This is a genomic window from Natronosalvus caseinilyticus, assembly GCF_017357105.1.
In the GTDB taxonomy this organism is placed as follows: Archaea; Halobacteriota; Halobacteria; order Halobacteriales; family Natrialbaceae; genus Natronosalvus; species Natronosalvus caseinilyticus.
In genome coordinates, this window is sequence record NZ_CP071596.1 from 2,968,889 (window position 1) to 2,985,160 (window position 16,272).

At 63.7% G+C, this 16,272-nt stretch carries 14 protein-coding genes and 2 pseudogenes; 6 read left to right on the forward strand and 10 right to left on the reverse strand.

Annotated features, from left to right (window positions below; all coding sequences use genetic code 11):
* The first annotated feature begins 60 nt into the window (after positions 1-60).
* Positions 61-366: an FUN14 domain-containing protein gene (locus J1N60_RS14215; RefSeq protein ID WP_312908433.1), complete on the forward strand. Its 306-nt coding sequence runs from the start codon at positions 61-63 to the stop codon at positions 364-366.
* 33 nt (positions 367-399) lie between these two features.
* Here J1N60_RS14215 and J1N60_RS14220 read toward each other — a convergent pair whose 3' ends face one another.
* From J1N60_RS14220 to J1N60_RS14250, 7 genes and pseudogenes are all read right to left on the reverse strand, one after another.
* Positions 400-1,125: a ribosome assembly factor SBDS gene (locus tag J1N60_RS14220; RefSeq protein WP_312908434.1), complete on the reverse strand. Its 726-nt coding sequence runs from the start codon at positions 1,123-1,125 to the stop codon at positions 400-402.
* Between the two features lie 140 nt (positions 1,126-1,265).
* A complete protein-coding gene (gene psmA / locus J1N60_RS14225) occupies positions 1,266-2,027 on the reverse strand; it encodes an archaeal proteasome endopeptidase complex subunit alpha (RefSeq protein WP_312908435.1) in 762 nt (253 codons plus the stop codon).
* A 424-nt stretch (positions 2,028-2,451) separates the two neighbouring features.
* Positions 2,452-2,793, reverse strand: a pseudogene (locus J1N60_RS14230) (Rpp14/Pop5 family protein); the annotation flags it as partial.
* A gap of 16 nt (positions 2,794-2,809) precedes the next feature.
* Positions 2,810-3,430 (reverse strand): class I SAM-dependent methyltransferase, encoded by a 621-nt coding sequence (locus J1N60_RS14235; RefSeq protein WP_312908437.1) that lies wholly within the window; start codon positions 3,428-3,430, stop codon positions 2,810-2,812.
* Positions 3,378-4,139 (reverse strand): RNase P subunit p30 family protein, encoded by a 762-nt coding sequence (locus J1N60_RS14240; protein WP_312908438.1) that lies wholly within the window; start codon positions 4,137-4,139, stop codon positions 3,378-3,380. The genes J1N60_RS14235 and J1N60_RS14240 overlap by 53 nt, the downstream gene beginning before the upstream one ends.
* Positions 4,140-4,468: 329 nt before the next feature.
* On the reverse strand, positions 4,469-5,287 hold the full coding sequence (gene tbsP / locus J1N60_RS14245) for a transcriptional regulator TbsP (RefSeq protein WP_312908440.1): 819 nt from the start codon (positions 5,285-5,287) through the stop codon (positions 4,469-4,471).
* Positions 5,288-5,666: 379 nt separating this feature from the next.
* Positions 5,667-7,745 (reverse strand): hypothetical protein, encoded by a 2,079-nt coding sequence (locus J1N60_RS14250; RefSeq protein ID WP_312908441.1) that lies wholly within the window; start codon positions 7,743-7,745, stop codon positions 5,667-5,669.
* A gap of 178 nt (positions 7,746-7,923) precedes the next feature.
* Between J1N60_RS14250 and glyA the strand changes: the two genes are divergently transcribed.
* Positions 7,924-9,171 (forward strand): serine hydroxymethyltransferase, encoded by a 1,248-nt coding sequence (gene glyA, locus J1N60_RS14255; protein ID WP_312908443.1) that lies wholly within the window; start codon positions 7,924-7,926, stop codon positions 9,169-9,171.
* Between the two features lie 225 nt (positions 9,172-9,396).
* On the opposite strand, the gene J1N60_RS14260 is transcribed toward glyA, so the two are convergent.
* Positions 9,397-10,245: an ABC transporter permease subunit gene (locus J1N60_RS14260; RefSeq protein WP_312908444.1), complete on the reverse strand. Its 849-nt coding sequence runs from the start codon at positions 10,243-10,245 to the stop codon at positions 9,397-9,399.
* Positions 10,242-11,198 carry an ABC transporter ATP-binding protein gene (locus tag J1N60_RS14265; RefSeq protein WP_312908445.1) on the reverse strand — a complete coding sequence of 319 codons (957 nt, stop codon included), beginning with the start codon at positions 11,196-11,198 and terminating at the stop codon, positions 10,242-10,244. Before J1N60_RS14265 ends, J1N60_RS14260 begins: the two co-directional genes overlap by 4 nt.
* Before the next feature lie 359 nt (positions 11,199-11,557).
* Here J1N60_RS14265 and J1N60_RS14270 point away from each other — a divergent pair, with 359 nt between their 5' ends.
* The 4 genes from J1N60_RS14270 to J1N60_RS14285 all read left to right on the forward strand — a co-directional run bounded on the left by J1N60_RS14270 (position 11,558) and on the right by J1N60_RS14285 (position 14,768).
* Entirely contained in the window at positions 11,558-12,754 is a 1,197-nt protein-coding gene (locus J1N60_RS14270; RefSeq protein WP_312908446.1) for a hemolysin family protein, read from the forward strand.
* Between the two features lie 361 nt (positions 12,755-13,115).
* Positions 13,116-13,913, forward strand: a complete 798-nt coding sequence (locus J1N60_RS14275) for a ZIP family metal transporter (protein WP_312908447.1) — start codon at positions 13,116-13,118, stop codon at positions 13,911-13,913.
* Positions 13,914-13,990: 77 nt separating this feature from the next.
* On the forward strand, positions 13,991-14,368 hold the full coding sequence (locus J1N60_RS14280; RefSeq protein ID WP_312908448.1) for a DsrE family protein: 378 nt from the start codon (positions 13,991-13,993) through the stop codon (positions 14,366-14,368).
* A gap of 70 nt (positions 14,369-14,438) precedes the next feature.
* Positions 14,439-14,768 carry a YbjQ family protein gene (locus J1N60_RS14285; RefSeq protein ID WP_312908450.1) on the forward strand — a complete coding sequence of 110 codons (330 nt, stop codon included), beginning with the start codon at positions 14,439-14,441 and terminating at the stop codon, positions 14,766-14,768.
* Positions 14,769-15,057: 289 nt separating this feature from the next.
* On the opposite strand, the pseudogene J1N60_RS14290 reads toward J1N60_RS14285, so the two are convergent.
* Positions 15,058-16,208 (reverse strand): annotated as a pseudogene (locus J1N60_RS14290) (anion permease).
* Between the last annotated feature and the right edge of the window lie 64 nt (positions 16,209-16,272).

Below are 16,272 nucleotides of genomic sequence, written 5' to 3' on the forward strand. Positions count from 1 at the left end.
GTTCCCGGGAATGTCCACCTACCACAAAAGTCATGGTAGCCGACTCGAATTCTCTCTAACATGGTCAATATCGATCCAACGGCCCTCGGACTCGAGTTCGGTGGTGGTGCAGCCATCGGCGCTCTCATGGGCTTCGCTGCAAAGAAAATCGCGAAACTCATCGCCGTCATCATCGGCGTCCAACTGGTCATCTTCCGGTACCTCGAGTCACAGGGGATCCTCATCGTCGACTGGAGCGCGCTCTCGAACGGACTGATCAAAACCTCAGAACACGCGGACCCGAGCTACCTCGAGTCGCTCATCTCGACGATGTCCGTCGGGGCTGGCTTCACGGCTGGCTTCCTGATCGGCTTCCGTCGCGGATAACTGTTCTTCCCCACTTCGCACGTCGAATTGTCGCTACCGCGTACTCAACTCTCCCTTGTCGCTGACGATCTGCGTTTCGGCTTCGCCGCTCGTGTTCTCGTTGACGACGTCGTAGAAGTCGTTCTGCAACCCCGCTGGGAACGTGATGACGCCGATCCAGGAGCCGTCGGGTTGCCACTCCTCGCGCTCGAGGTCGCCGTACTGACGAATCTTCGCCTGGGCACTCCCGGCGTACTCCGGGGGGATCTGGACGGCGATGGTGATCTCCTCGAACCGGATCGGGATGACGGGACGGAGGGCGTCGAGGGCGTCGTCGACCTGCTCGCTTGCCGGCTCCATCGGATCGACCGTGAATCCGGCCTCCTCGAGGGCGTTCTCGATCCGCTCGGGGGGATGGGGCGCGTCGTCCATCTGCGGGTTGATGGCGTTTCGCGCGATAGTCGTGATCAGTTCCCTTCGCTTCTGTTCTTGCATCTCGCGGCGCTGGTCGGCCGTGATCTGGATCTCTCCACGTTCGATGACTTCGGGGATAATCTCGAGGGGATCCGTGGTGTCGAACACGTCCTCGAGGTCGTTCTCGGCCGGCCGGTCGCCCGTCGAGGCGTTGTCGAAGACGTCCTCCGCGGCGATGACGTCCTCGAGGTCGCCGTCGAACTCGCCGCGTTTGATCGCCAGTGCCGCGTCCGGGTCGACAAGCACTTCGAAGCGCGCGCCGTGTGACTCGAGTCGCGCGGTGACTGCCTCGTCGAGCGATATCATACCCGAAGATATCCGCGGGCGGTTACAAGAGTGTTTCCCGTCGGGCGGTGACGGTGGGTTCGTCGGCGGTGGTTGCAGTCGAGGTTGCGGTTGTGGTCGCGGCCGCAGTTGCAATCGAGGTTGCGGTCGCGATGCGAAGGTTACTCGTCGGTCTCGTCTTCGTCGTCGCCTTCGTCGAGCAGTTCGTTCTCCACGAGGTACTCCTCGATACGGTCGTCGTCGAACTGGACGAACGACTCCGTCTCGGCGTCGATCGTCGCCAGGCCGACTTCGGTAGGCAGGAGGGAGTCGTCGTTGACCGACGCGAGCGCCTCGAGGGCGAGCGCGACGCCGCTGTCGAGGTCCGCCTCTTCGTCGTAGTTGTCCTCGAGGAAGCCCTGGAGTTCGCCGCGTTCGGCGCCGACGGCGAGGGCTTTCCACTCGTAGGGCGTTCCCGACGGGTCGGTCTCGAAGAGGCGGGGTTCGCCGTTCTCGATGCCGCCGACGATGAGCGCGACGCCGAACGGGCGGGCGCCGCCGACCTGGGTATACTGCTGGATGTGGTCGGTGATCTCTTTGGTCAGGCTCTCGACGCCGATGGGTTCGCCGTAGCGGAGGTGGTTGACCTGTGCGCGCCGCCGGGCGAAGTCGATGAGCTGGCGGGCGTCGGCGACGTGGCCGGCGCTCGCGATGCCGATGTGGTCGTCGGCTTTGTGGATCTTCTCGACGCTCGAGTCCTCGAGCAGCGGCGACGGGATCCGCTTGTCGACGGCCAGGACGACGCCGCCAGCCGTTCGGATGCCGATGCTCGCGGTGCCACGTTTGACCGCCTCGCGGGCGTACTCTACCTGGTAGAGTCGGCCATCTGGCGAGAAGATCGTGATGCCGCGGTCGTACGCCTGCTGTTGGGCTTGTCCCTGCATAGTATCACGTTAACGTTAGATCGGAATCGAGGGGTGTCGTGGTGTGACGGTCGCGTCATCGAGTCGCGGTGAAACGGCGCCGGCACCGATTCCATCGGGCCGGGTGACTGCCCCCGGAAGACCGCTATCGGCACCAGTCATCGCCACAGGATGGAAACGACGCTCGTTCGCCCGACGACTCGGTCAGCGATGTCGAACACGACGAATCTCTCTACTCGACCTTACCGGCGGCGTCCTAAATAGTTTTCTTCCTCCGGTCTCGCTTACCGCGGTCCGGGGGTGTATTCGTCTCGAGCGTTCGTCTCGAGCGTTCGTTTCGAGTGTTCGTCTCGAGCGGCGGTCACGGAGGGCGGAAGTCCCGCGAACGGAGACTGGGCGTCGGGCTCGAGAAACTGGGGCCTCGTCGACGAGCGGGCCGTCACAGGTGCGATTCGGCCCCCCGGATCGTCCCGCTCACCCCTCGAACGACCAGACCCAGCGGCGCGTCGTCGACGCTGTGAACGCAGGCGACCGCGGCTCGAGCGCGTTCGATCTCGCCGTGGCGGACGCGGATGATCGCCTCCCCGCTCCCTGTATCGGCGTCGAAGCGAAACCGGACGACCGCCAGGTCGGCGTCCGCGCTCCCCGGATCGCCGAGGAGGTTCTGCCCGGCGTACCAGACCTCACGCTGGAAGGCCCGCCGACCGATGGCGACGTCGGGCCGGGTCTCGAGGGTGACGGCGAGGTACCGCCAGCGCGGCCGGAGGTGTTTGGGGAGGTGTTTCATGGGTGGGTACAGCGACTCACGCCTCCTGGTTCTCGGCACGCTCGGCAACCAGGACGCCGACCTGGTCGTGAACGCGCTCGACCGCCGTCAGCGAGAAGCCGGCGTCGGTGAACGCGTCTGCCAGCGTACCGACCGTCGCCGGATCGTCGACCGATGGGTCGTAGAACGGCTCGCTCGGGTCCGGTTCGCCGAAGAACATCACGTCCCCGAGGACGAATCGTCGGGGCTCGAGGGCGGCGATGACGTCGATCGCCTCGCGTTTCTCGTCGTCTGCGAGGTGGTGCATGGCGAAGTTCGAGGTGACGATATCGACGGAGACGCCGTCGACGTCGGGTTCGCGGAAGGTTCCGTAGTCGAAAGAGACGTTCTCGAGGCCGCGCTCCTCGGCTTTCGCGCGCGCTTCGTCCATCATGCCTTCACTGATGTCCCGGCCAATCACGGCCTCGGCGTCGGGAGCGAGTGCGAGGGCGATAGCTCCGGTTCCGGCACCGAGGTCGAGGACCGAATCGTCGGATTCGGGGGCCGCGTGTTCGATAACCAGATTCGCGCACGCGCGATACTCCTCGCTGCCCGAGTCGTCGTACTCACTCGCCTTCTCGTCGAATCGAGCCGCGTGATCCGCCACGCTTCGTTTCATATCGTCCACGTTCGACCCCCGGTTCAATGAACGAATCGGACTGGGTCCGTCGGTTGCGCGCCGCCAGTCGTCCCCACTCCGCGAGGCCGTCGACGATCCACTCGCGGTCGAAGCCGAGTTCGACGCCGAGCGCGCAGAGTTCCCTCGGCGCCCGTACCTCGAGTGGCCCCTCGGGATCGCCGCTGACGACGTACGGCGCGTCGTAGTAGTCGACGATCTCCCGGAGTTTGCGAAGAGACTGGATCGCTCGAACCCGCCGACCGCCCGTGGTCCGGAGGATCTCCGCGAAAGAGAACTCGAGGCGGACGCCGTTGGCCGCGGCGGCCTTCGCGAGTACGTGGTTGACGTCGCCGGAGCCGTCCATGGGGTGAGCGAGCACGTCGACTTTGTCGGTTTCGACGGCGAACCGGTTGAGCGCGTTCGTGCCGCCGTGGATCGCCAGGATCGTGTACTGCGGTCGGTAGTTCCCCACCGAACCGCTGGCCTGGTGCGGGTCGTCGGCCCGGATTTCGATGCCGTCGACGACGTCGATGCCGTGCTCGTCAGCCAGATCCTGGGCGTCGAACTCGAGTCTCGAGTCGTCGTGGTTTCGAACGACTACGCCCTCGAAGCCGTATCTTGCGGCGGTTTCGACGATGCGCGAGACGGCCTCGGCGACCGAGCCGCCGTCGGCCTCGAGGTCGGGGTCCACGCGAACGGCCTCGTACATACGCGTCTCAAGGGACGGCGGTGACTTGTGGTTTGCGACCGTATACGTGGAGAATTGCTACCGATGAGAACCGCTCTGGGCAACCGACGTGGCCGGACGCGGGGCTCGAGTATTGCGAGAGTCCCGCGTTTCGGGGGAGGGCAGGCCCCACACCAGTTTGTACCGCGAGCGAAGAAATGAGCGAGCGGGCCGACGACCGATGTGAGAGAACGGAGTGAACGAACGGAGGGAGGAGTGCTTTTGATCGAGCTTTTACCGAGTGCCAGCGCGTCGTGCGCCAGCTACGCAGGCGTCGACGCGAAACAATCGCAGCGTAAAAGGTCGGTTCTCTAGTTCAGAATACTCTGAGCGACCGTCGCCAGCTGGCCGTTGTCGGCCTCGTCGAGGCGCTCGTCGCCGATCTTGAGGCGCAGGCGTGGACGACCGACGTCGATTGGGACCTTCTCGGTGTCGATCAGGCCCATATCCTCGAGCTTGGTCTTCGTTCGGCTGAACGTCGCCTTGCTGGCGATGCCGACGTCCTCGCCCCACTTGCTGATGTCGTAGAGCAGGGCCTCGTTCCTGGCAGCGACGAGCAGCGAGATGGTGACCTCGTCGAGGCCCTCACCGTCACCGCGGGCGGTCTCGAGCGAGTTGAGGATCGCCGTGAAGTCCTCCTCGGCCTCGGGGCTGATCTCGTCGGTGAGCGTCTCGCGGACGCGCGTGATCGGCGGCGTCCGGAGGTTGAAGTCGTTGGCTTCCTCCCAGCGGCCGGCGTAGGTGTCGAACGCGGCCTCGACGAACTCCTCGTCCTCGGTGACGAGGCCGCCAACGCGGTCGCCCGCGTGGACGACGGCGACGACGCTGTCTTCGGTAATGAGCAGGGAGTTTTCGGGGGCCTGCTCGAGGGTTCGCAGCTCGAGGGCACCGTCGGCGATGAGGTCGGCGGCGTTCGAGGCGACGATGAAGTCGTCCATGACGTCCTTGAGCGTGCGGTCGTCCGCGAGCATGTGGACGGTCGGGAGATCGCCGTCGAAGGCCGTCGCGACGGTGACGAACTCGTCGATGGCGTCCCAGGACGGGTTGATCATGTATACGTCGCCTGTCGTCTCCCCGAGAACGGACTCGAGGATATCGTCAATCTGGTGGTTGAGTAAATTCGATGCCATGCGTATACACAAGTAATTGATGGCCAGCTACTTAATATTGTTGGCCCCAATTCCGCCAAACCTTGTGGTTAACGCCCAGATGAGGTGATTTTTGTCGCTTTTCTCGGCATTTCTTCCGACCGACCGAGAGTTTAGCTAGCAAGACGCATACAGAAAGCCATCCGGCAACGGCCCGTCCTGCGTTCCGTCCCTCAGTGACGGATAGAGACGTACCTGTGCTAGATAGTCACACAATAGCAACAGTTAACTCCCCTGAATGCCATTCCTGTTGTCGTATGGGTGTCACGGATACGCGACCGTGGGGACGAGAGCGAGGATCCTTCGAACAGCCGATTCAGGATCACGAGACGACGACCGACGCGTCCAGCCGAATCAGCACTTACGGAGGCCCCTGACCGCCGAACTTGCTGGCGAGTTCGGTCGACCAGTAGACGTCACCGTCGTAGATGACCGCGACGTTCGATTCCGCGAGAAACGCCGCGAGTTCTGCTCGGTCGAGCGTAAACGTCGCTGGCGACCCACAGAGGTAGCTGTACTCGTTGTCGGCCGCGTGCGGGAAGTAGTAGAGGCCGTTGACCCGTGTGGAGTAACACTCGAGTTCGAGTACGTACCGGCCGTCCTCCAGCCGGTCGATGGTCGCCGTCGTCGGCAACTCGAGGTTGCCGCCCGTCAGCGCGTGTGTGCCGTCGCCGACGACGGCGTAGTCTTTGCCCATCATGATTCGCCGGCGTGCGAGTCCCATCGCGCGCTCGAAGCTAAAGCCGTGGACGAGGAGTTTTGCGAACGTCGCGCCGACTTTTAGTGCGTGCTCGTTGAGTACCTGCGTGAACGTCACCGCTCCCGCGACGCTCCCGCGTTCGATGAGCTCCATTCCCTCGTAGTATGAGCCACAGGCGTTCAGGAAGAACGTCTCGACGCGACACTGTTCGAGGCTCGAGACCGAGAGCGATCCGTCGGGACACCGGAACCCGCCGGTCTCGCAGTGACCGATGTAGTGGACGAACGCGTGGTCGTCCTCGAGCAATCGAGCGAGCGCGTCGGTCGTGAGGTGTTCCTCGACGCGAACGTCGAGGGAGAGTTCCTCCGCTCGCTGTTGATAGATTTCGGCGACCCGTTCGCGTTCGCCGGCCATCTCGGGGTCGTTCAGGACGACACGGATCGACGTCGACTCGGTGTCGCGCTCGAGGAATCGGAGGCGATTCCGGTAGGCGCCGACTGTCGATTTGAAGACGTCGATGGGGACACCGTCTGCGAGCCAGCCGTGGGCGCGTCCACCGCGGAGTTCCGGTTTGACGATGTTGACTGAGGCGACCTTCCCGGTTCCTGACGACCCGCTGCGGTAGAAGTCGGTGAGCGACCGTTCGACCAGTTCTCGCCCCTCGAGCGTCGACGTCCTGGGCATGAAGATCAGACTGAGGCGGTCGAGCAGGTAGGGAATCGCTTCGACGCTCGCGGCGTTCGGCTCGACGTACGTCGAGAGGTGCCACTCCGGCAGGCGATGTTTGACCGCGGCGTACGGAACGTCGAGGTACGTCGATAGCCGTTCCTGGGGCGTCACGTGGTACAGTCGCTCTGCATCGAGGTTGAGGACATCCAGGAGACTCGATTCCGCGAGCGTGGTGCCGTAGGGACCGGCGTTGCGAACGAGACAGTCCAGGAAGAACCACTGCCGCAGGCACTGTTCGACGTCCCGCTCGAGGTCGGGCATCGGCGCGAGTTCGTGTTCACGGGCGACTGACGGGAAGCGAATTCGTGGTGTCGCATCGGGTTCGGTCCTGACCGTCGCCTGCAGATAGTACGCGAGCGGCGCCGTCACGAACAGCGTGTCGTAACACGGCGGGACGACGAGTTCGATGCCGGACCGGGACGCCTGCTCGAGGACCGAGTCGGGTGCCGAAAACGTGGGGCCGGTCTCGAGCAACGGTGGATGACCGCGGAGCGTCGGGTACGTACGATCAGGTGAGTCGGTCTTGATCGACGACGAGAGCGCAGAGAGGCCGCGAGCGAACCCGGCGGGCGTGTCCGGAATCGTGATCGTCTCGGCCGGCAATTCGTGACGGCTCCGGAAGCCCAGGATGGTTCGCGTGCGCTCGGGGAAGGAGACGACCAGCGAGGAATAGTCCGGTGCGCGCTGGACGACCGCCTCCCCCGAGAACCGGAGGTAGGTCTTGATGCCCGTGTCGATGTCAAGGACGTACTCACCGGGCGGAAGCGTCAACGAGTGTTGATCCGGCTCGAGGTGGAATCGTTCGTCGCGGCCGAGCGAGAACGCGTAGACGACGGCGTGGGGGAATCGGAAGGCGGTTGCCGTCACTGCGACGGTGTCGTCGACCGGCCGCGAGATGTCCGGGCCGGGGCCTTCGACGTCGAGGCCGATCCCCTGCACGCGGAGTTCGGCGTTGTCCGCGTCGACCACTCGCAGGTGGGTGTCGTCGTCGGCCACCTCCCACTCTATCATTCGGTTCGATGAATCTTCGTCCGTGAAGTTAGTTGTATCGCCGTACTAGTTGCATAGTTTATGTATTCTACGTCGCCGCCTTGCTGCACAGTTTCGAGGCACTCGCCCTCGAGTGGGGTTGCGGCCCACGTTGCCGGGGAGAGGTACACTTATACAGCGTCCGGGCGCCACTGGAAATATGGACCACGACCACGTCCGGGGGGTCGACCCCGCCGTCGCCGACGCGCTCGAAGGTGAGATCGAACGACAGCAGGACACGCTGTCGATGATCGCCAGCGAGAACCACGTCAGCCGCGCCGTTCTCGACGCCCAGGGGAGCGCGCTCACGAACAAGTACGCCGAGGGCTACCCCGGCGCGCGCTACTACGGCGGCTGTCGGTACGCCGACGAGGTCGAACAGCTCGCCATCGACCGCGCGACGGAACTCTTCGGCGCCGAGCACGTCAACGTCCAGCCCCACTCCGGCACCCAGGCCAACCAGGCCGTCTACTTCGCGATGCTCGAGCCCGGCGACAAGATCCTCTCGCTCGACCTGACCCACGGCGGCCACCTCAGTCACGGTCACCCGGCGAACTTCACCGGCCAGCTCTACGAGGTCGAGCAGTACGAGGTCGATCCCGAAACGGGGTACCTCGATTACGACGGCCTCGCCGACCACGCCGCCGAGTTCGAACCGGACGTCATCGTCTCGGGGTACTCCGCGTATCCGCGCGAGGTCGAGTGGGAACGCATCCAGGACGTCGCCGAGGAGGTCGACGCGCTCCACCTCGCCGACATCGCCCACATCACGGGTCTCGTGGCCGCGGGCGTCCACTCCTCGCCCGTGGGCGTCGCAGACTTCGTGACCGGCTCGACCCACAAGACGATTCGTTCCGGACGTGGCGGCATCGTCATGACGAGCGAGGAGTACGCCGACGACGTCGATTCCGCCGTGTTCCCCGGCGGTCAGGGCGGCCCGCTCATGCACAACATCGCCGGCAAGGCCGTCGGCTTCGGCGAGGCGCTCGAGCCCGAGTTCGAGACCTACGCCGAACGGACGGTCGCCAACGCGAAGGCCCTCGGCGAGACGCTCACCGACCACGGGTTTTCGCTCGTTTCGGGCGGCACGGACAACCACCTCGTGCTCGTGGACCTCCGGGAGTCTCACCCCGATACGACCGGCGGTGACGCCGAAGAGGCGCTCGAGGACGCCGGCATCGTCCTCAACGCGAACACCGTCCCCGGCGAGACGCGCTCGGCGTTCAACCCGAGCGGCATTCGGGCCGGGACCCCGGCGCTGACGACCCGTGGCTTCGACGAGGACGACCTGCGGACCGTCGGCGACCTCATCGCGCGCGTGATCGATTCGCCCGAGGACAAGGACGTGATCGCCGACGTGAGCGAGTCGGTCGACGAGCTGTGTGCGGCGAATCCGCTCTACGAGTGAGTCGCTAGAGAGGGAGGGACTCCGAGGAGTCCGAGGGTAGTCAATTCGACTTGCGATCCTCGAGGTCGTGCGAACGGGCGTATTTGTAGCTTCGTGCCTCGAGAGAATTGCGTCGAGGTGTGTTTCTTCCCGGAATCGAATGCGCCAATCTGCAAAACGGGATCTGCGTCGTCGATCTATGAGACCAGTAAGGTGAGACGATTCGCGGTTTTCGCGACTCGACGATCAGCTCAGGATCGCGTTTTTGAAGCGGAGATACCCGAGGCTGACCGGGACGACGATCCAGAGGACCACGATGATCCACGCGAACCAGTTTTCGAGGTAGAACGGGACTTCGCCCGCGACGCGACCAGCAGCGGTGAGGTCGAGATCCTCCGCTCCCGCGATCTCGATGAGGGTCAGCGCTATCGCACCCAGTGCCTGCCCTGGGCTCAGTCGAAGAACGAAGAGGTACCAGGCAGGGAGTCCATCGAATCCCGGTAAGCTCCCTTCGAGGGCCCAGTACGTGCCCATCAGGATGAACTCCCAGAGGAAGTCGAAGATGACGAAGAACACCAGCACACCCGCGAGTGCTTTCGCTCGAGAACTGACGCTTGCCGAAATACCCACGGCCACCGACACGTAGACGAGACCCATAACCAGCGAGAAGACCAGGAGGCCGAGGTAATCTGAAACGATGAAACCGTCGTACAGCGCGCCGATCACGACCGCACCGACGAGAAAGCCGATCAGGGTCGGAACGGCGACGACGCCGACGCGCCCGATAACCTTCCCGAGAATCACGTCGCGACGGGTATTTGGGAGACCAAGGAGGAAGCGAATGCTCCCCGATTCGCGTTCGCTCACGATCGCCTGGTAGCCGACGACTAATCCGATGATCGGTATGAGCAAGCCGATCGGCGTAAAGAGGAAGTAAAGCGCCGCTTCGAACGTCGGCGTCATCTCTTCAGCAAGCAGGTACGGGATCGCCGACACGCCGGCGACGAGCAGGACTAACACGACGGTGAGCGCCCACAACATCATCGATCGACCGGCGTCGGCGAAGTCCTTGCTGGCGACGTGCATCCAGCTCATGCGTTGACCTCCGCCGAATTGGCGTTGTCGTCCTCGAGTCGGCCGGAATCCGAGGTCGTGAGCACGGCAAACAGTTCCTCGAGCGACGGTTCCTTCGAGGTGATGTCGGTGATCTTCACGCCTCGTTCCTCGACGGCGTTGATGATGGCCGCCTTCTGGTCCGAGTCCCGCAGGCTGACGACGATGTCGGTTCCCGAGACCTGTGCGTCCGAGACGCTCGCCATGGATCGGAGGGGCGAGAGGATCCCGTCCGGCACCGAATCGACGGTGAGGACGAGGCGTGATTCGGCGTCGAACTGATCCTTTAGCGTGTCAATCGTGTCTTCGGCGACGAGCTGGCCGTCGCGCATGATCCCAACCCGATCGCAGATCGCCTCGACTTGCTCCATGATGTGACTCGAGAAGAACACCGTCGCCCCGCGGTCGACCTCGTCGAGGATGATCTGGCGCATCTCGCGGGCGCCGTTCGGGTCGAGTCCCGACGAGGGTTCGTCGAGGATGAGGAGGTCGGGCTCACCGACGAGCGCCATCGCGAGCGCGACGCGCTGTTTCATCCCGGTCGAAAAGCCACCTGCCTTCCGGTCAGCGGCGTCCTCGAGTCCGACTCGCTCGAGTAGTACGTCGGGGTCGTCACTCGCGCCTTTCGTGTCGATCGCGAACTGGACGTGCTTTCGCGCGGTCAACCGGTCGTACATGCCGAAGTCTTCCGGGAGGACCCCAGTCGCCTGTCGGATGGCGAGCGATTCGTCCACGATGTCGTGACCGAGAACCGTCGCGGTTCCGGACGTCGGCGGGGTGAACCCGAGGAGCATGTTGATCGTCGTCGACTTCCCGGCGCCGTTCGGACCGAGGAACCCGTACACTTCACCCCGCCTGACCTCGAGGTCGAGCCCGTCCACGGCCGTGACGTCGCCGAACCGTCGTGTGAGCGAATTTATTTGAATTGCGACCATAGTATCGTCAGTATCTAAACAAAGTGCAAGGACAAATAGTTTTAGCTATCGATCGCTGAATTTCGCTTCAGGTGCCGTGGTTACCGTTTCAACCCCCCCCCCCCCCCTTCCATTCCTCATCCCCCGTCCTCTTTTGGGAGCAGTCTCGAGTTCGATCGGTCTGGGAGTGAACTACCATCCTGGCCTTTCGGTCCGTCGAGCAAACGGTACCGTCCTCAGAATCTCGAACGAGAAAACGGGAGCGGGTCGAGTCGTGGAATCGGATACCTCTTGACCACTCTGACCGTTCACGCTGACCGTCTACTCTACGGCTGTCACGGCATCAAGACGTTTGTACGCGCTCGTTGAACCATCCTCGAGTGAACAGTCTCGAGATCGGTCTCAGGTTGCTCGCCGGGGCTGGATTGATTCTGGTGAACGCCTACTTCGTCGCCACCGAGTTCGCGCTCACTCGCGTCAGGCAGTATCCGGAGTCGGAGTTCGACACACCGGGACTTCGACGGGCGTGGGAGATGACCGAGGACCTCGAGTTCTACCTGACAACCTGTCAAATCTGGATTTCGGGGACCAGCATCGCGCTCGGTATCGTCGCCGAACCGGGGCTGGCGGCCATCTTCGAACCCGTCTTCCAGAACTCGTTTCTCGCGTCCGTCGGCGCCGGTTCCCTGCTGGCGTTCTTCATCATCAACATGATCCACCTCACCCACGGCGAGCAGACGCCGACCTACCTCGGCGTCGAACGCTCGAAACAGGTCGCACGATACGGTTCCGGGCCACTGTACTGGTTCGCGTGGGTGATCTCCCCGCTGATCGCCGTCGGCGACTGGACGGCGAAGGCAACGCTCAGGCTCTTCGGCGTCGAGATGACCGGCGCCTGGCTCGAGGCCGAAACTGAGCGGATCGAGACGCGCGCCGAACTCCACCGCGAACTCGGCTCCGTCCTCGAGCAGGGCGAACTGTCCAGGGAACGACGAGAGGAGGTCTTCAACGCCCTCGCCGTCGACGAACTGCGGGTGAGCGACGTCATGACCGACCGAGGGGACATCGTCTTCCTCTCGACTGACGTCTCGGTCGCCGAGAACCTCGAGCGGATGGGATCGAGCCCACACACGCGATTCCCACTGGTCGAAGGGGACCTCGAGCGATACGTCGGGATCGTCTACGTGCCGACGGTCGTCGATCGGATCGATGCGCTTCGGTCGGGCGACACCTCGTTCGAGGATATCTCGACGCCGCCGATGTCGCTGGCGCCCGACACGCCGGTTAGCGAGGCGATCGACGAGTTGCAGGCCGAAAACCAGGAACTGGGCCTCGTTCAGACGGCCGTCGGGGCCGATGGCGAGTCGGTCGATGCCGGCGCATTCGCGGGTGACGAACGTGCGTCTCGAGAGAGCGACGCCGTCGGCGGCGGGAACGGTTCCGAGACGGACCAGCAGATCATCGGCCTGATGACCGCGACCGACGCCCTCGAGGCAATCGTCGGGGCGTTCGAAGATCCGCTCGAGACGGAGGAGTTCCAGGCCGGCGATCCAGATTCTTCGCGTAGACGCGAATAGAGACGCGAGTAGTGGCACGAATAGCGTCGCTGGGTCTGGGGTGGTTCGGTCGCTCTAATGGTCCAGGTCGTCGCACTTTAGTACCCGTCGTCTGGTCTCGATAGCCGTTCATCGGATCTCTGTAGCAGTTCTCGGACCTCGGTAGCAGTTCGTCAAATCTCTGTGACCCGTCGTCGACGTCGATCCAGAACCGATCTGGAAACGCCTCACAATTATGGCCATCCCGGTCGAATCCTCTCCATGTACGACTTCCCCCTCGTCCCGGTCGACGGGAGTGACGCGTCGACCGTCGCGCTCGAGTTCGATCGACGGCCAGTAGACACAACAGGTACGTATCTCCAATCCGAACCGATCACCGACGATGAGTCTCCTCGAGAATTTGACGCTGGTGTTCGTCGCCGGATTCGTGACTGCCCTCGCGACCGGGCTCGGGGCACTCCCGTTTTTCTTCTTCGACGACATTAGCGACCGGCACAACGTCGTCCTCTGGGGGCTCGCATCCGGGATCATGGTCTCGGCGTCGGTGTTCGGCCTCATCGAGGAGGGGCTGGCCGAGGGGACCGCCCTCGAGATCGCGGTCGGAATGGCGGTCGGCGTCGTCCTCGTCGTCATCGCTCACGACGTGCTCCTCGACGCGGATCTCGACCCTCGAGAGTACGAGGAGGCCGACTTCAAAAAGCTCGTGCTCATCCTCGGCATCTTGACGGTACACAGCTTTCCAGAGGGAATCGCCGTCGGCGTCTCCTTTGCCGATCTGGGACTCGAGGGTGGGTTCGGATTCCTCGGATTCACCGTTCCGCTGCTGGCGGTGTTCATGACGATCGCTATCTCCATCCACAACATCCCAGAGGGAACGGCGATTTCGATCCCGCTGAAGTCGATGGGTGTCAGCCGCTGGAAGATGGTCTGGTGGGCCATCTTCTCGAGTCTCCCCCAGCCAATTGGAGCCGTCATCGCCTTCGCGTTCGTCCAGGTGGCCCGCGACTTCCTCCCGTTCGGATTTGGGTTCGCCGCGGGAGCGATGATCTACCTCGTCGTGAGCGAATTCATCCCCGAAGCGCTCGACATCGGTTCGGCGTTGCCACGCGGCGGAAAACCGGAGCTCGCTGGTGGGATCGTCGCGGGGGTTCTGGTGATGGTGCCGCTGGCGTTCATCTAGCGGTGGTTCGTCGAACACGAACGCCGTGAGGGTTATTGGGCCGAGGTTTTATGGTATTGGGATAATAATACACAACTATGTCAGATACGGTGGACGAGAACGAACGAGCACACGCACGAACCGACGTGGCCGATCGAATCGGCATCGTCCTCGAGACCGCCGACCCCGAACGGGCGTGGAACGCGTTTCGGTTCGGCATCACCGCTCTCGAGGACGGTCACGACGTCTCCGTGTTCCTCCTCGGCGAAGGCGTCGAGGCCGAAACGATCTCCGGAGGGCAGTTCGACGTCCGCGAGCGAATGGAGGCGTTCGCCGACGCCGGTGGCGACCTCCTCGCCTGCGGAACCTGCCTCGAGATCCGAAACAGCGAGGGCAGCGACGTGTGTCCAGTTTCGACGATGAGCGACTTACTCGAGATGGTGACCGACGCCGACCGCGTGCTGACGATTGGGTAGGGTCTGATACTGTGTGGAGTTCGATGGAGAGAGTGAGTTTCTTGTCGGTCCAATTCCGAGAGAGGATCGTATGTCTGACATCACCATCACGACGACGGACGGACTCGAGGGACGGGAAGTAACGGAGTACCTGGGCGTGGTCTCCGGGGAAGCCGTCATCGGCGCGAACGTCATCAGCGACATCGCGGCGGAAATCCGCGACGTTGTCGGCGGACGGAGCGGTTCCTACGAGAAGAAGATCGAAGCGGGACGCCGGGAGGCGATCACGGACGTGCGAGCGGGCGCAGCGGAACTCGGTGCGGACGCCATCGTCGGCGCATCCTTCGATTACGAGGAGATGGGCGAGGGAATGCTCTGGGTCAACCTCTCTGGTACCGCAGTCGAGACCCGACGGCGGTAGCTGCGTTCGGCCCGGCGGAGGTGACGGTTATCCAGTCTGGAAGCGGTGGCGGTAACTCAGCCTGCCGGCGGTAACGCAAACTCGGTAGAGAACTGGAGCTTCCGAAAGCCTGGTCGAACTCGAGCACGACCTCGTGTCGATTGTTCCTCGAGTCGGTCAATCATGCTCCTCGAGTCCGTTAATCGGGTCGTCAATGGTGTGAACTCAATTTTGACAGCCGAATCGTCAGTTCCAGAAGCTCGAGAACGTCGGTGGACGGGTTGAACCTATGTTACAGAACGACGACTCCCTACCCGAGGCCGAACGCCAGGACGAACGACCCGATCCAGGCGAGGACCGTCACGCCGAGTTTTCGAGGACTGACGCCGCCGCTCCCACCCACGGCCAGTCCGCTACCGATGATCGCGCTGACGATGATCTCGTTGAACGAGACGGGAACGCCGAGCAGGACGGCCGTCTGTGCGATCAGAAACGAGGGAACGAGCGTCGAAATCGAACGTCGCGGGCCAAGTGAGGCGTACTCCTGGGAGATCGACTTGATCATTCGCGGCGCACCGGTCCAGGAGCCCACGAGGATCCCGAGACCGCCACCGGTGAGGATCGCGATGGTCGAGACGGCCATCGCCGACTCCTGTTCGAGCAGTGGCAGCAGGGGCCCGACCGCGAGTCCGACCTGACTCGCCCCCGCAGAGAAGGCGACGAGGCCACCGAGCGCGAGCAGGAACCGGCGAAGCCCTCCGGCCTGGTCGCGGCTGACGTCCCAGCGAACCAGCAGGCCCACCGAAATCGCGACGAGCGCAGTTGCGACCGCCGGTCCGACGAGTCCCTCGAGCGGGATAAACCGGCTGCCGGCCGCCGCCAGCGTCCCGCCTGCGGATGCGAGGAACGCGAACTCGAGGTTCGCGACGACGGCGCCGACGATCGCGGCCAGGATCGGCACGCTCACCCGTTCGGGGACGTCATCGCGTGGCAGGACACTCGCGATTCCGTAGGCGATCCCGCCGCCGACGAACGGGGTCAGGACCCACAGCGCCCCGATTTCGGTATACTTCGAGGGGCGGGCTGGCCGCCGAGGGCGAACCCGACGCCGATCACCGCGCCCGTGACGGTGAACGCGGTCGCGATCGGATACCCCGTTACGATGCCAATCGCCATCAGGCCGGCACCGATCAGGAGAACGATGATGACGGCGCTGGGAGGGAGCGTGACTCCCTGCACGAGGCCGCGGCCGACGGCGTCCGAGACGCTTCCACCCTGTGTAACCGCGCCAGCGAATCCGAGGATGCCGACCACGAACGCCGCCCGCATGGTCGAGATGGCGTTCGCGCCGACCGCCGGGGCGAACGGTGTCGCGCCGCTCGAGCCGGCGCCGATCACCCAGGCCATAAATAGACTGGCGAGTGCCGCGACGCTGAAGAGCGCAATCGTTGTGGGGTCCATCGTTGGTGACGTGTATGTCGAAAATCTGGTCGTTGGCTCGAGAGCTGGTCCTTCGCTCGAGGGA

Excerpts from the sequence above, each read along its gene's own strand:
- J1N60_RS14215 (WP_312908433.1), top strand. The coding sequence starts at position 61 with ATGGTCAATATCGATCCAACGGCCCTCGGACTCGAGTTCGGTGGTGGT.
- J1N60_RS14220 (WP_312908434.1), bottom strand. The coding sequence starts at position 1,125 with ATGATATCGCTCGACGAGGCAGTCACCGCGCGACTCGAGTCACACGGC.
- psmA (WP_312908435.1), bottom strand. The coding sequence starts at position 2,027 with ATGCAGGGACAAGCCCAACAGCAGGCGTACGACCGCGGCATCACGATC.
- J1N60_RS14235 (WP_312908437.1), bottom strand. The coding sequence starts at position 3,430 with ATGAAACGAAGCGTGGCGGATCACGCGGCTCGATTCGACGAGAAGGCG.
- J1N60_RS14240 (WP_312908438.1), bottom strand. The coding sequence starts at position 4,139 with ATGTACGAGGCCGTTCGCGTGGACCCCGACCTCGAGGCCGACGGCGGC.
- tbsP (WP_312908440.1), bottom strand. The coding sequence starts at position 5,287 with ATGGCATCGAATTTACTCAACCACCAGATTGACGATATCCTCGAGTCC.
- J1N60_RS14250 (WP_312908441.1), bottom strand. The coding sequence starts at position 7,745 with ATGATAGAGTGGGAGGTGGCCGACGACGACACCCACCTGCGAGTGGTC.
- glyA (WP_312908443.1), top strand. The coding sequence starts at position 7,924 with ATGGACCACGACCACGTCCGGGGGGTCGACCCCGCCGTCGCCGACGCG.
- J1N60_RS14260 (WP_312908444.1), bottom strand. The coding sequence starts at position 10,245 with ATGAGCTGGATGCACGTCGCCAGCAAGGACTTCGCCGACGCCGGTCGA.
- J1N60_RS14265 (WP_312908445.1), bottom strand. The coding sequence starts at position 11,198 with ATGGTCGCAATTCAAATAAATTCGCTCACACGACGGTTCGGCGACGTC.
- J1N60_RS14275 (WP_312908447.1), top strand. The coding sequence starts at position 13,116 with ATGAGTCTCCTCGAGAATTTGACGCTGGTGTTCGTCGCCGGATTCGTG.
- J1N60_RS14280 (WP_312908448.1), top strand. The coding sequence starts at position 13,991 with ATGTCAGATACGGTGGACGAGAACGAACGAGCACACGCACGAACCGAC.
- J1N60_RS14285 (WP_312908450.1), top strand. The coding sequence starts at position 14,439 with ATGTCTGACATCACCATCACGACGACGGACGGACTCGAGGGACGGGAA.